Annotated in this window: 12 protein-coding genes; 9 read left to right on the top strand and 3 right to left on the bottom strand. The window is 42.2% G+C overall.

Going from position 1 to position 12,909, the window contains the following annotated elements; genetic code table 11:
- Positions 1-29 precede the first annotated feature (29 nt).
- The 7 genes from V7K27_RS25895 to V7K27_RS25870 all read left to right on the top strand — a co-directional run bounded on the left by V7K27_RS25895 (position 30) and on the right by V7K27_RS25870 (position 5,920).
- Complete coding sequence (locus V7K27_RS25895; protein ID WP_292765289.1) at positions 30-467, top strand: DoxX family protein; 438 nt, start codon at positions 30-32, stop codon at positions 465-467.
- Between the two features lie 22 nt (positions 468-489).
- Positions 490-1,053 (top strand): DUF2808 domain-containing protein, encoded by a 564-nt coding sequence (locus tag V7K27_RS25890; protein ID WP_334951105.1) that lies wholly within the window; start codon positions 490-492, stop codon positions 1,051-1,053.
- Between the two features lie 60 nt (positions 1,054-1,113).
- Complete coding sequence (locus V7K27_RS25885; protein WP_334951103.1) at positions 1,114-1,335, top strand: hypothetical protein; 222 nt, start codon at positions 1,114-1,116, stop codon at positions 1,333-1,335.
- Complete coding sequence (locus tag V7K27_RS36580; RefSeq protein ID WP_442947648.1) at positions 1,336-1,443, top strand: DUF433 domain-containing protein; 108 nt, start codon at positions 1,336-1,338, stop codon at positions 1,441-1,443.
- A 187-nt stretch (positions 1,444-1,630) separates the two neighbouring features.
- Entirely contained in the window at positions 1,631-2,341 is a 711-nt protein-coding gene (locus V7K27_RS25880) for a TIGR04283 family arsenosugar biosynthesis glycosyltransferase (RefSeq protein ID WP_334951102.1), read from the top strand.
- Between the two features lie 467 nt (positions 2,342-2,808).
- On the top strand, positions 2,809-3,582 hold the full coding sequence (locus tag V7K27_RS25875; RefSeq protein WP_334951100.1) for a TVP38/TMEM64 family protein: 774 nt from the start codon (positions 2,809-2,811) through the stop codon (positions 3,580-3,582).
- Between the two features lie 787 nt (positions 3,583-4,369).
- A complete protein-coding gene (locus V7K27_RS25870; protein WP_334951098.1) occupies positions 4,370-5,920 on the top strand; it encodes a mercuric reductase in 1,551 nt (516 codons plus the stop codon).
- Between the two features lie 195 nt (positions 5,921-6,115).
- Here the strand turns inward: V7K27_RS25870 and V7K27_RS25865 are convergent, their stop codons facing one another.
- A complete protein-coding gene (locus V7K27_RS25865; protein WP_334951096.1) occupies positions 6,116-6,373 on the bottom strand; it encodes a hypothetical protein in 258 nt (85 codons plus the stop codon).
- A 250-nt stretch (positions 6,374-6,623) separates the two neighbouring features.
- Positions 6,624-7,505 carry an SDR family oxidoreductase gene (locus tag V7K27_RS25860; protein WP_334951094.1) on the bottom strand — a complete coding sequence of 294 codons (882 nt, stop codon included), beginning with the start codon at positions 7,503-7,505 and terminating at the stop codon, positions 6,624-6,626.
- A gap of 483 nt (positions 7,506-7,988) precedes the next feature.
- Here V7K27_RS25860 and V7K27_RS25855 point away from each other — a divergent pair, with 483 nt between their 5' ends.
- Complete coding sequence (locus tag V7K27_RS25855) at positions 7,989-9,593, top strand: peptide ligase PGM1-related protein (protein ID WP_334951093.1); 1,605 nt, start codon at positions 7,989-7,991, stop codon at positions 9,591-9,593.
- A gap of 807 nt (positions 9,594-10,400) precedes the next feature.
- Here the strand turns inward: V7K27_RS25855 and V7K27_RS25850 are convergent.
- Positions 10,401-11,852 carry an MFS transporter gene (locus V7K27_RS25850; RefSeq protein WP_334951091.1) on the bottom strand — a complete coding sequence of 484 codons (1,452 nt, stop codon included), beginning with the start codon at positions 11,850-11,852 and terminating at the stop codon, positions 10,401-10,403.
- A 125-nt stretch (positions 11,853-11,977) separates the two neighbouring features.
- On the opposite strand from V7K27_RS25850, the gene V7K27_RS25845 reads away from it, so the two are divergent.
- Positions 11,978-12,496, top strand: coding sequence for a phosphoribosyltransferase (locus V7K27_RS25845; RefSeq protein WP_334951089.1), 519 nt, complete (start codon positions 11,978-11,980; stop codon positions 12,494-12,496).
- The last annotated feature ends 413 nt before the right edge of the window (positions 12,497-12,909 follow it).

Here is a 12,909-nt window from a genome sequence, read left to right as displayed (position 1 = left end):
AGGGGTAAGTATATAATCAGGCAAAACCTATGAATAAGTATAAGGAAATTTTACGTGTCGTCCTTGCCATATCCATCATTGTGGTTGGAGTGACACACTTTGTTATTCCAGAACCCTATGTCAAAATTATGCCGCCGCAACTTCCTTACCCTTTAGGATTAGTTTATCTCAGTGGCTTTTATGAAATTTTGGGTGGTATCGGTTTATTAGTCCCGCCTGTAAGTCAAGCTGCTGCTTGGGGACTTATTGCTCTTTTTATTGCGGTTTTCCCTGCCAATATCAACATGGCGGTTAATCATATTCAGCTAGAACATATACCAAACTCACCTTGGGTACACGTAGTTAGACTTCCCTTTCAAGCAGTTTTAATTGCTTGGGCTTGGTGGTATACGAAATCTTCTGATTGGGAAAAACAAGCTTCTATCATTCCTAAATCACTGATTCCCAAAGGACTAAAATTGAAATGAGTGCGTTTTTTATATTTGAATCATGCGCGTTGCAACTTTATTTGGGATAACACTCTCGTTAGCAATAAGCATTGGAGGAGTTGCCGTGACGGTGACTCAAGCAGTGCAACTCAGAGATGGTACTGTCTACTTTGTCGAACCGCCAAAACTTGTTAAAGCTACAACTACTTACAAAGATGTGAATTTTTGGGGCGGGACTTATTATTTTACTATCAACGTGCCGGAGAATGCTGGAGAATCCCTCCAGAAGGTAACGATCGCACAAAAGGAGGGAGCAGAAAACATCGACTACAATCTTAATGATACCCGCGCTTTTGTCGGAACGAGCGATCGCAAGGAAACGCAACTTCCACTAGGCCCAGTCACAAATGAGCGCGAGACACGCACGGTTTCTGTTACCTTTGACCCACCTGTAACTCCGGGACAGACTATCACAATTGCCCTCCGCCCTGTGAGTAATCCCAGCTTTTCTGGTGTCTACTTATTAGGTGTCACAGCGTTCCCGGTGGGTGAAAAATCCCACGGCCAATTTCTGGGCTTTGGACGGTTTCAGTTCTACAGCAATAGGGGAAGCTGGTTTCCATAGGGTGCATTAGGTCAATATCGAAAAAATAGAATTAGTGCGCGTATAAGGAAAGTGTTTTTTATGAGCATCCCACTTGTAGACCAGCCTACAGAAGAAAAACTGGTAACTCTCAAGGATGTTTCTTGGGAGCAATTCAAAGGGATTGAGGCACAACTTCAAGACAACCGCAATGTCAGACTGTCTTATTTGTCAGGAATCTTAGAAATTATGTCGCCCATTGGAGATAAACATGAAAAAGTAAATAGAGATTTAGTTATGGTTCAAGCTACAGAGCATATTTAGATAGTTAGGGATGATGCAATTCTGGGTGGTGAACCGATTATTGGTGGAACACGCACACCTGTGAGAGCAATTGTGGAAACTTGGCGCATGGGAGTTGCACCGGAATAAATTCCCCAAGGCTTACCACATATTACTTTAGCTCAAGTGTTTGATGCTTTGAGTTACTATCTTGATCACCAAAATGAAATCAACAGTTATATTGAGCGTAACCGAATTCCAGATGAGCTAATTGACTCCTGAGTTCTGAATTCTTCTTATAAAACTCAGTAGTTTTAGACCAGTAAATTCAGCAATCATGAATCAGAATATTGGAAGTACCAGAATTTCTATTATTATTCCAACTCTCAATGAAGCGGGGAATATTAAAGAAGCAATCGCAACTACTCAACCCAGTAAAGATATAGAAATAATTGTCGTAGATGCTGGCTCAGAAGATGGCACATTAGAAATTGCTCAGTTATTAGGTATCAAAGTTATCTCATCGTCTCCCGGTCGGGCTGTGCAAATGAACGCGGGTGCTTTAGCTGCTAGTGGTGATATTCTATTATTTCTGCATGCAGATACTCGTTTACCGACCGGGTTTGATAACATGATTCGCACAGCGCTACAACAACCGGGGACTGTGGCTGGTGCGTTTAACTTGCGGATTGATGCATCAGTTTTAAGTTTACGATGGGTGGAGTGGGGAGTAAATGCGCGATCGCATTTTTGCCAAATGCCCTATGGCGACCAAGCAATTTTTTTAACAAAGGCAGTATTTCAGCAAATCGGTGGTTTTCCCGAATTGCCTATCATGGAAGACTTTGAACTCATACGTCGTTTAAAAGGCATCGGATACATTGTAATTATTCCCACACCAGTTGTTACCTCAGCCCGTAGATGGTTACAAAAAGGAGTATTCAAAACTACGCTACTTAATCAAATAGTAATTATTGCTTATTTACTCGGTATTTCACCTCAGCGAATTTGTCGCTGGTATCGCCGAGAAAAATTTAAGAAGGTTTAAGCTATTTCTGATGTAGGTAGTATATCCTGACAATTCAGGTCATGTGGAAAAACCGATGAAAGACCTAACCCCCTAGCCCCCTTCCCGACAGGGGAAGGGGGAAAATTCAAAGTCTCTCTCCTTGTAGGAGAGAGAAATAGAAGTGAGGTTTTCCAGATACAGTGAAAAGTCAGGTAGTATATCTTAGAGATATTAGATTTAAGGTGTAAATATCAACATTGAGCCTCGGAAGGCCAACATTGAGCCTCAAAAGGTCAACATCGAGCCTCGGAAGGTCAACATTGAGCCTCGGAAGGTCAACATTGAGCCTCAAAAGGTCAACATCGAGCCTCAGAAGGTCAACATTGAGCCTCAGAAGGTCAACATTGAGCCTCAGAAGGTCAACATTGAGCCTCAGAAGGTCAACGTCGAGCCTCAGAAGGTCAACGTCGAGCCTCAGAAGGTCAAAAATTCATCCCGTGCAAGTTATGAACAAGCAATTTATAGCAAATCGATTTAATCCGGGAGATTTGCGGAAGTTTTTTAGATTGATTGTATTAATATTACTAATACTTAGCTTTGCTTTTTTGTTAAATACTGACTTTGCCTTAGCACAAGAATCTGTAAATTCAAATTCTTTTAATCCTCAAGCTATTTTAGCGAATGCGTTGCAGTGGATTGATAGCCTTGGTACAGTAGGAGCGATCGCTTTTATTGCCCTTTACATTATCGCTACCGTCGCTTTTTTCCCAGGTTCTATTCTCACCTTGGGAGCGGGTGTAATTTTTGGTGCCGTTTGGGGTTCTCTCTACGTGTTTATTGGTGCAACCCTTGGCGCTACTGCTGCTTTCCTTGTGGGACGTTATTTAGCAAGAGGCTGGGTTGCTGGTAAAATTGCAGATAATAAAAAATTTGCCGCCATTGACCAAGCTGTTGGTAGAGAAGGATTAAAAATTGTCCTGTTAACGCGACTATCCCCGATATTTCCTTTCAATTTATTAAACTATGCCTTTGGCATCACGGGAGTTTCACTTAAAGATTACTTCATCGGCTCTGTAGGTATGATTCCCGGAACTGTGATGTACGTTTATATTGGTTCCCTTGCGGGTAATCTGGCCATGATTGGCACTGAGGCTCAACCTACCAACCCGACTTTACAATGGGCAATTCGCATCTTGGGTTTGATTGCAACAGTCGCTGTGACAGTTTATGTAACCCAGATTGCACGCAAAGCTTTAGAAGAGCAGGTAAATAGCAATTAAAATGCTAAAGATAAATTATTCCTTGCTGAAACCGGGAGCATCTCAGTGAAAGCAAATATACCAGACGAGAAACAAGATTCTTGCTCCCTCTCCTTACCAAGGCTACGGTGTATACACAAGTCAAATTACCCCCCTTAATCCCCCCTTATAAAGGGGGGAAACAAGAATCTAGTTCCCTCCCCTTTCCAAGGCTATCCATTAGTCACATCTTTCTTAACAATCTTGAAACCATTGTTTTATAAGGTTCACAAGGCTTGGATTTTATTGCTAGCTTGACAAATTAGCACTTATTGTTCTCGATAAAAACTCACTTTTATTGAGAATAGACGACGTAGCTTTAAGGCTTCGGGATTTGGTGAGCTAGCGATCGCAAATGTTAAGAAAGATCCGGGTAATGGATAGCTTATAAAGGGGGGAAACAAGAATCTAGTTCCCTCCCCAATCCATCGGGGAGGGTTAGGGTGGGGTAAAACTGAGGTGAAAAACGAGGTGAGTAAACTATTTCAGACTTGTGTATACACCGTAGCCTTACCACGGAGAGGGTTGGGGTGAGGTTTTACAAGGCTTTTTACACTCATTGAGATGCTCCCTCTAAAACCTTTATACAGGAAAGCTTTAATAGTATCTGTCAATTCCAGACGGACAAAACAGTTCAAAGGCTGTATTCATTGTTAAATAAGCATTAAAAATAAAAGATTGAGCCGCCTAAATTTATCGGGATTCTTAATTTTGAATACCGCAAAGGCGTTGACTTGAGCATTTTTAATTCTCAAATGAGGTTCCACTAATGACCAATTCAGAATTCGAGAGAGTCACAGTTCGCCCAATGGATGAGTATAACCAAAAGTTGGTGTCTTACGTCCATCCGCCAAATTGGGTTAATCCTCAACCCGCCGATGTTTACGACTTGGTAGTAATTGGTGCTGGGACGGCGGGATTAGTAGTGGCGGCTGGCGCGGCGGGTCTGGATTTGGGTTTAAAAGTGGCGATAATTGAAAAGCATCTCATGGGTGGAGATTGCTTAAATGTTGGTTGCGTACCATCTAAAACTATTATTCGGTCTGCCCGCGTCGTTGGCGAAATCTGGGATGCTGAAGACTTAGGAATTAATATTCCCCAACATAATATTGATGTTGATTTTACTGAAGTCATGGCCAGGATGCGGCGGATAAGAGCTGATATTAGTCATAACGACTCGGCTGAACGCTTCTCATCGTTGGGTGTCGATGTCTTTTTGGGTAGCGCTCGATTTGCAAGTAAAAATACCGTGGAAGTTGGCGACAAAACTCTCCGGTTTAAAAAAGCTGTAATTGCTACTGGCGCAAGAGCTGCACAACCCCCGATTCCGGGAATTGAAAAGGCGGGTTATCTAACTAATGAGACGGTTTTTTCGCTGATTCAACGACCGGAACATTTAGCAGTGATTGGTGGCGGCCCCATTGGTTGCGAATTGGCGCAGGCTTTCGGGCGCTTGGGTTGTGAGGTGATACTTTTCCATAGCGGTTCTCATCTTCTGAATAAAGAAGATGCTGAAGCGGCTGAAATTCTCCAAAAGGTTTTGATTAGCGAAGGAATTCGCGTGGTGTTGAATTCTAAATTAGAAGAAGTGGTGACAGTTACCCAAGGTAAACGGCTTTACTTTTCCTCCAATGGTCATCGAGATTCGGTGACAGTAGATGAAATTTTAGTCGGTGCGGGGCGATCGCCGAATGTGGAAGGTTTAAATTTAGAAGCAGTGGGTGTAGAATACGACAAGCGCCAAGGTGTAAAAGTAAATGATTACCTCCAGACAACCAATCCCAAGATTTATGCAGCTGGCGATATCTGTATGAATTGGAAGTTTACCCATGCTGCTGATGCCGCAGCGCGGATTGTAATTAAAAATACGCTGTTTTCTCCCTTTGGTTTAGGACGCTCCAAACTCAGTAGTCTGGTGATGCCGTGGGTAACTTATACTGACCCAGAAATTGCCCATGTCGGGTTGTACGAACACGAGGCGGAGAAATTGGGTATTGAGGTGACGACAATCAAGATACCTTTTAATAGTGTAGACCGAGCGATCGCTGATGGTGAAGAGTCAGGATTTCTCAAAATCCACCATAAAAAGGGGTCTGATGAAATTATCGGTGCAACTATTGTCGCCAGTCACGCGGGTGAGATGATATCAGTTGTGACTACGGCAATGGTAAATAAGATCGGTTTGAGTAAGTTAAGCAGTGTAATTCATCCTTATCCCACTCAAGCTGAAGCGATTAAAAAAGCAGCTGATGCTTATCGTCGTACACTCCTGACATCAAATACCAAAAAATTGTTGGGATTTCTAACAAAGTTATCTTGAAGAAGAATGCAGAATTCAGAATAGGCTAGGAGGGGATGTCTGACGAAAGTCCGCTTTGCGTCTACGCTAGGGCATTATTGGGAGGAATGTTAGATGCGATCGCTACTGTCTAAGGTTTATTTTCTGTAAGGAAGATTAGAAGTAGCGATCGCTATAGGCACTAATCTGCTATGAAAAATCAAAAATGACTAACTTTTACAATTCTGATTCCGTTATTGGAGCAACAATTTCGCCAGTACCCAATTGTAGTATCAAGTCCTGATCAGTAATCAATCCGCTAAGTTCCTTCACTTGTAAATTCATTTCTTCACAAGCTTGTCTGAGTTGTTGTGCAAATTTGTTGAGGTCTTGACCATAGCCACACTGATAAGCAGCAGTTTCAATTCCTTCCTTGGCATTTGCTCTAGCACAATCTACTAGTTCCGTGCCATGCAGTGGTGTAGGAGATGCCATAGACGTAGTTATTATTTCTTAAATGTTTGCTGCTAGATAGATTATCAATATTTGAACATTCACTCATCCCTCCAATGGAAGACAATTAGGGGAGAGTTAGGAGTTAGCAGTGAAGAATGAAGAAGTAAAAATTTCTCACTCCAAACTCTACCAGTTTTAGATAGATTTTGAATTTTGGATTGAAAGAAAAATCTAAAATCCAAAATCCAAAATCCAAAATCCAAAATTGAATGACTCCTAACTCTTTTACTTACCCATTGACAACTTCTCCACCATTGACATGTAACACTTGTCCAGAGATATAAGAACCATCATCAGATGCTAAAAATACGTAGCTAGGAGCAACTTCTTCTGGTTGTCCGGCTCGTTCCATTGGTACTTGTTTGCCAAAAGTTTCAACCTTCTCTTTGGGAAAAGTTGAGGGAATTAAAGGTGTCCAAATTGGCCCTGGCGCGACAGCATTAACCCGAATTCCTTTTGACACCAAATTTTGTGATAAGGAGCGAGTAAAGGCAACGATCGCACCTTTTGTAGACGAATAATCTAGTAGTTGTGGGTTGCCTTTATAAGCTGTTACCGATGTGGTATTAATGATAGAACTGCCCGCTTGTAAATGCTTGAGTGCAGCTTTAGTCATGAAAAACATCGAGAATATATTAGTGCGAAAAGTGCGCTCTAGTTGTTCTTCGGTGATTTCCTCGATACTTTCTTTGGGATGTTGTTCGGCGGCGTTGTTGACGAGAATATCGAGTTTGCCAAACTCATCAATTGTTTGTTGTATAGCTTGCTGACAAAAAGCTTCATTGCCAATATCGCCTGCAATGGTTACTGCGCGACGCCCTTGTTTTTTTACCAAATGTTTTGTTTCTTTGGCATCGTCGTGTTCATTAAGGTAAAGGATCGCTACATCTGCACCTTCTTTAGCAAATGCGATCGCTACAGCACGTCCAATACCACTATCTGCACCCGTAATCAATGCTACTTTATCTTGCAACTTGCCACTACCCCGATACTGAGCATCATCTGCTTTGGGTTTTGGTGTCATTTCTGATTCAACACCTGGTGTTTCTTGTTCCTGTGGCGGTTGTAATTTTTTTTCTTTTTGCTCTTTTTGCTCTTTTGATTTAGCCATAGGTTTTGTCTTGGTAATTGTATATTGAATTGGGCATTGGTTATTTCGCCCTGCTCCTCATTGCAGAAGTAAACCTTGGATCGAAAATTCAACCCAAGGTTTATTTTTCGCTTTGGCTCCCACTAGCCATTAGCAATTTCAGGTATTTATACTCACAACAGCTATTCACCTGACCACGAAAAACAAGTACACAACTCGCATCTGATGAAGAATTTATCCTTTTCATCTGCTTTCAAGTTAACTATTATGTTGTTCTACTTTATCGCTCCTTAGAGGTAAAGTAAGCTGGAATTTACTCACCCTTAAGACGGAAAATAAATTAAGGAAATCAGAGTTACTAAATTAGGTTTATAATTATCTCTTGTCACTTACTACGAGCAAATCTCAATATTTAACATTACAAAACATATATAGCAATACTCCCAACTAATTGTCCAAAAGCGGCATGGTACGCTACATTGGGATTATTAGAGAGCAAGGGTTATGGCAACACTAAATATTTCCGAGTTAGAGCAGGCTGAAAAGTTTCGCCACTTACAATTAACCCTGCGCGATCGCTGGAAAACGAGCGAGCTATTTGACAATAGTGAAGCAGATATTTTAATTATTCCCTCCCTGAGTATCGACCAGCGCGAACTCCAAAAGATTGAAGGCTGCGAACATTATGAAGAAAGATTACTATTTTCCTTAATTCGGTTGCAAAATCCCCGGACTAGACTAGTTTATGTGACATCAGTACCGCTACATCCTAGTATCATTGATTATTATCTGCAACTGTTGCCAGGAATTCCCTTTTCTCATGCTCGCAATCGCTTGCTGCTACTTTCTACTTACGATTCCTCCCTTAAGCCTCTAAGCCAAAAGATTTTAGAACGCCCCCGCCTGCTAGAGCGAATTCGTCAAGCTTTGAGACTAGACAAATCATTTATGATCTGCTACAACTCTTCGCACTGGGAAGGCGAATTGTCTTTAAAATTAGGTGTACCCCTGTATGCTGCCGCACCAGATTTACAGATTTGGGGGACAAAAAGTGGTAGTCGGCAAATATTTGCCGAAAGCAAAGTACCACATCCAGATGGCAGCGAAAAAGTTTGGAACCACACAGATTTGGCAGAAGCTACTAGTGATTTATGGGAACGACAACCAACATTACAACGGGTGGTGGTAAAACTTAATGAAGGCATTTCTGGAGAGGGGAATGCATTGCTCGATCTCAGACCGATTCAGAATTTAGCACCTGATAAAGGTACTCATGCCCAAAGGGTAGCAGCAATTAGCGATCGCTTCTCAACAATGCGCTTTCAAGCAAAACAAGAGACTTGGGACAATTTTTCGGGAAGAATCACGGAATTAGGGGCAATTTCCGAAGCATTTGTGGAAGGGAAAATTAAGCGATCGCCCAGTGTCCAAGGACGGATCACACCCAATGGCGAAGTCGAAATTCTTTCAACCCACGACCAAATTCTCGGCGGCCCAGACGGTCAGATTTACCTTGGTTGTCGCTTCCCGGCTGATGAAAGCTATCGATTCCAATTACAGCAATTGGGATTACAAGTTGGCAGAAAGCTAGCAGAGAAAGGCACTTTAGAGCGATATGGCGTAGATTTCATCGCCGTTGACAAGGGTAACGAAGATTGGGATATTCAGGCGATCGAAATTAACCTGCGTAAAGGCGGCACAACTCATCCATTCATGACCCTGAAATTATTAACAAACGGTCGCTATGACCTTTCCACGGGCTTATTTTATAGTCAGCAAGGTCGTCCAAAATACTACATTGCCACTGATAATCTCCAAAAAGAGCGCTATCAGGGATTATTGCCGAATGATTTGATGGATATTATCGCTGACCAGAGACTACACTTCGACAGTGGGACTGAAACGGGCACAGTGTTTCATCTTATGGGTTGCCTTTCGCAGTTTGGCAAGTTGGGATTAACCAGCATCGGTGATTCCCCGCAACAAGCACAAGACATTTATAACAAAGTTGTCAAAGTTCTGGATGAAGAAACCCGCAGCGAAAATCATGATTTCTCGGCATTTTCAGATTATTCCTTTCCCGTGGCTTGGGATGAACATAATTCGTAATTCGTAATTAACAGGACTTACGCATTGACAAGAAATATCAAATATGTATCAGGTGAAAAACCACATCTTTCGTAGGGGTAAAGCGCAATGCTCATTGGTGTCAACTTAAGGTGAAAACCAGCCTAGAACCAGCTTTTAGAGATTATCTCGTTCCCAGTCGGAGACTGGGAATGCATTCCGAGAGGCTCCGCCTCAAGACTTGCGGCAGAGCCGCTATGAGGTGCATTTCTAGCCTCTGGCTAGAAACGAGGTTTTAAAAGGCTTTCACGTTAAGTTGACACCAATGAGCATGGCTTTTCCCCTACAGCATCGTCTATTTACGACCAAAGGATAATTAACAAAAGCCTGAAACAACCTATTTCAATACGCTTGGGTTAAGGATAATCGTAGGTTGGGTGGAACGTAGTGAAACCCAACAAACCCACGAAAATGTTGGGTTTCGTTCCTCCACCCAACCTACGCAGATTTTGTTAAATTATAGACATCTGGTAGAAATTAAATATGCGTTACCCAGAACCCTTGTAGAGACGTAGCAGTGCTACGTCTCTACATTCATTTTCACTCCTATGTCTAATGAAAATTGCTGTAAGTAAAAAGCAACTATCAAGCGGCAAGTTTTGTGTTGGGGTTAAATCCCCATGACAAAACTTTACTTCCGACTTCCTTAACAAAGTATGTTCAGTTTAATTCCCCTGCCTAACGACGGCAGCATGAATTGAAGCCTAATTGAAATCCCCGTATTTCGACTTCGCTCAACACAAGTCACAAAACTTACTTGCGACTTCCGACTTGCGACTTCCGACTTCCTTAACTCCCCTTCTTCTCTTGCCGTTCTTTGAGTTTCAGCATAATTTCTGCGTGCATCTCGCGGGTAATCGGGTAAAAATACGTTAAAACTAAGCCCAGAATCAAACAAACTGTAGGTATGGGGCCAACAGCAACGCGAATAGCAAACAGTGCCGATTCCGGTTGGATGGGTGGTGGACTTCCGGCTACAGATGCTTTGAAACCCGATACTTGCAAAGCATTTCCTACCAAAAACAGCCCGAAAGCTAAACCAAATTTTTGTAGCAAAACCATGAAGCCATAAAAAATGCCTTCTCTGCGTTGTCCGGTTTGGAGTTCATCTAATTCAATCACATCTGGAATCATCGACCAGGGAATTAGATAAGCTGTGGATACACCAACACCCGCCATCACAGCCATCACATACATCAAAACTATTTGACCAGGCTGTAAGAAAAATAGTCCGGCTGCTGCTATAATCCATAAACTCATTCCCAGAAAATAAACAAGTTTTTTCCCGATTTTTTTACTCAACGCCCCCCAGACAAATAGCATCAGCAGGGCAGTTCCTTGGACTGCAATCAGCAGTGTGGGCACATCTGATTCTTTAAGACCCATATAATAGACTACAAAATAGGGAATAATGCTGGCTGTAATCTGCACACCTAGCCAAGAAAAAAGATATATACCAATAACAAATAGAAAAGGTCGGTTGCTAAAGACAATTTTTAGCTGTTCTAAGAAGGGGAGAGATGCAGGTTCTTCGGCTTGGATGCGTTTGGCCTCAAAAGCCAGGATGCGATCGCGGACTCCAAAAACGCACCAATATAATGCCAAAATCGAAATTACGGTACAAATTGCTGCTAAAACGAGATATCGTTGTTGGCGATCGGCAATTTGGGAAAAAACAATTTGCGCTAAAATCAACGACAGAATGCTACCACCAATGGAAAATGTAAATCGAAAGCTGTTAAGACCGGTGCGTTCGTCGTAATCTTGAGTTAGTTCTGGAGTCATCGCCGTATAAGGCAAATTCACAACCGTGAAAAAGGACTGAGATAGCACCCCAATCGCCACGTAATACCAGAACAGTGGCCAAATATTATCACTCTGATTTGCCCTAAATTGCGGTACAATCCACTGCAAGAAGAAGAAAATTCCAAAGGGAATTGCTCCATAAAACATCCAAGGAAGACGACGACCCCAGCGACGAGATTTCGTTTTATCGCTCAGGAACCCGATAACCGGATCATTTATCCCATCCCAGATTTTGCCAATCATCAAAATAGCGCCAGCTAAACCCGCAGGGATACCAGCGATATTGGTAAAGAAAAACAGCAGATAAAAGACGGAGATATTTGCAGTAATTGCTGGGCCTAAATCCCCAGCACCGTAAGCCAGTTTTGTTTTAAAGTCGAGTTTTTGACTCTTAGGATCTCGTTGGGCATCGCCATCAGTAGCAGAATCGTTCATAATAACTTGCACTCATACTAAAATATAAAGTTTGCGTCACCGAACACCCCGCATTTCGGCGCAAGCTCAGTGACCATCGTAGACATCGCCTTCAATACTAGTTATCTACCACTCCCGTTAGACTTATGCCAGACCTTTATGTTTCTTGGTCAGATTATCACCAAAAAATTGAACAACTGGCTATTCAGATTTATGAATCCGGTTGGGAATTTAACCAGATTATCTGTCTTGCTAGAGGAGGACTACGAGTTGGAGATATTCTTTCCCGTATATACCAGCAACCACTGGCAATTTTAGCAACCTCATCTTACAGTGGCGCTGGTAAGCAAGAAAGAAGTAATTTAATTTTCTCGCGCCACTTGACAATGACCGCCGAAAAGTTAGATTCGCGCATTCTTCTAGTGGATGACTTAGTAGATTCTGGGATCACACTGCAACAGACTATACCTTGGCTCAAGCAAAATATTGATTTTCCGATTGAGGAAATTCGCACCGCCGTACTTTGGTATAAAGCCTGCTCAGTTATAGCACCCGATTATTATGTCGATTACTTGGCTGACAACCCCTGGATTCACCAACCCTTTGAACACTACGAGCAGATGAACCCTGCACAACTCGCGGCTAAGGTAAATCATCTGTGTTGATAAATACCTAAACAAAATTAATTTTACATAGATCGGCGATCGCCTGCTCTCCTCCAGCGATCATTCCTTTTGAGTGGCACTATCATTGATTAAAGAAGTCGGAAGTCGGAAGTCGGAAGCGATGCCCTGAGCGTAGCCGTTGGGTACAGTAATGTATAGGGGATTTAGCGCTGCATTGCGGTCTTGGGGTCTCCCCTCTTGAGCAACTTTGTAAGACAGAACAAGACTTACATACTTGCGGCTTGTTAGTTGGTATGAAACTTAAACCCACCGAATGAAAGTTACAGCAGTTTTCATTTATTTGAACCACATCTATCGTAGGGGTTGCTGAAAAAGTATGAAAAAGCAATTCTTTTGGGTTGACTAGTTATTCAAGCAAAATCAAAGATAAGCTTTTGTTGTTTATAATTAGC

The sequence above is a fragment of the Nostoc sp. genome (genome assembly GCF_036919575.1).
GTDB lineage: Bacteria > Cyanobacteriota > Cyanobacteriia > Cyanobacteriales > Nostocaceae > Nostoc.
This window is presented reverse-complemented; position numbering and strand designations above follow the sequence as displayed.

Bases quoted from the DNA above. Each gene is read 5' to 3' on its own strand.
- V7K27_RS25895 (WP_292765289.1), top strand. From the start codon at position 30: ATGAATAAGTATAAGGAAATTTTACGTGTCGTCCTTGCCATATCCATC.
- V7K27_RS25890 (WP_334951105.1), top strand. From the start codon at position 490: ATGCGCGTTGCAACTTTATTTGGGATAACACTCTCGTTAGCAATAAGC.
- V7K27_RS25885 (WP_334951103.1), top strand. From the start codon at position 1,114: ATGAGCATCCCACTTGTAGACCAGCCTACAGAAGAAAAACTGGTAACT.
- V7K27_RS25880 (WP_334951102.1), top strand. From the start codon at position 1,631: ATGAATCAGAATATTGGAAGTACCAGAATTTCTATTATTATTCCAACT.
- V7K27_RS25875 (WP_334951100.1), top strand. From the start codon at position 2,809: ATGAACAAGCAATTTATAGCAAATCGATTTAATCCGGGAGATTTGCGG.
- V7K27_RS25870 (WP_334951098.1), top strand. From the start codon at position 4,370: ATGACCAATTCAGAATTCGAGAGAGTCACAGTTCGCCCAATGGATGAG.
- V7K27_RS25865 (WP_334951096.1), bottom strand. From the start codon at position 6,373: ATGGCATCTCCTACACCACTGCATGGCACGGAACTAGTAGATTGTGCT.
- V7K27_RS25860 (WP_334951094.1), bottom strand. From the start codon at position 7,505: ATGGCTAAATCAAAAGAGCAAAAAGAGCAAAAAGAAAAAAAATTACAA.
- V7K27_RS25855 (WP_334951093.1), top strand. From the start codon at position 7,989: ATGGCAACACTAAATATTTCCGAGTTAGAGCAGGCTGAAAAGTTTCGC.
- V7K27_RS25850 (WP_334951091.1), bottom strand. From the start codon at position 11,852: ATGAACGATTCTGCTACTGATGGCGATGCCCAACGAGATCCTAAGAGT.
- V7K27_RS25845 (WP_334951089.1), top strand. From the start codon at position 11,978: ATGCCAGACCTTTATGTTTCTTGGTCAGATTATCACCAAAAAATTGAA.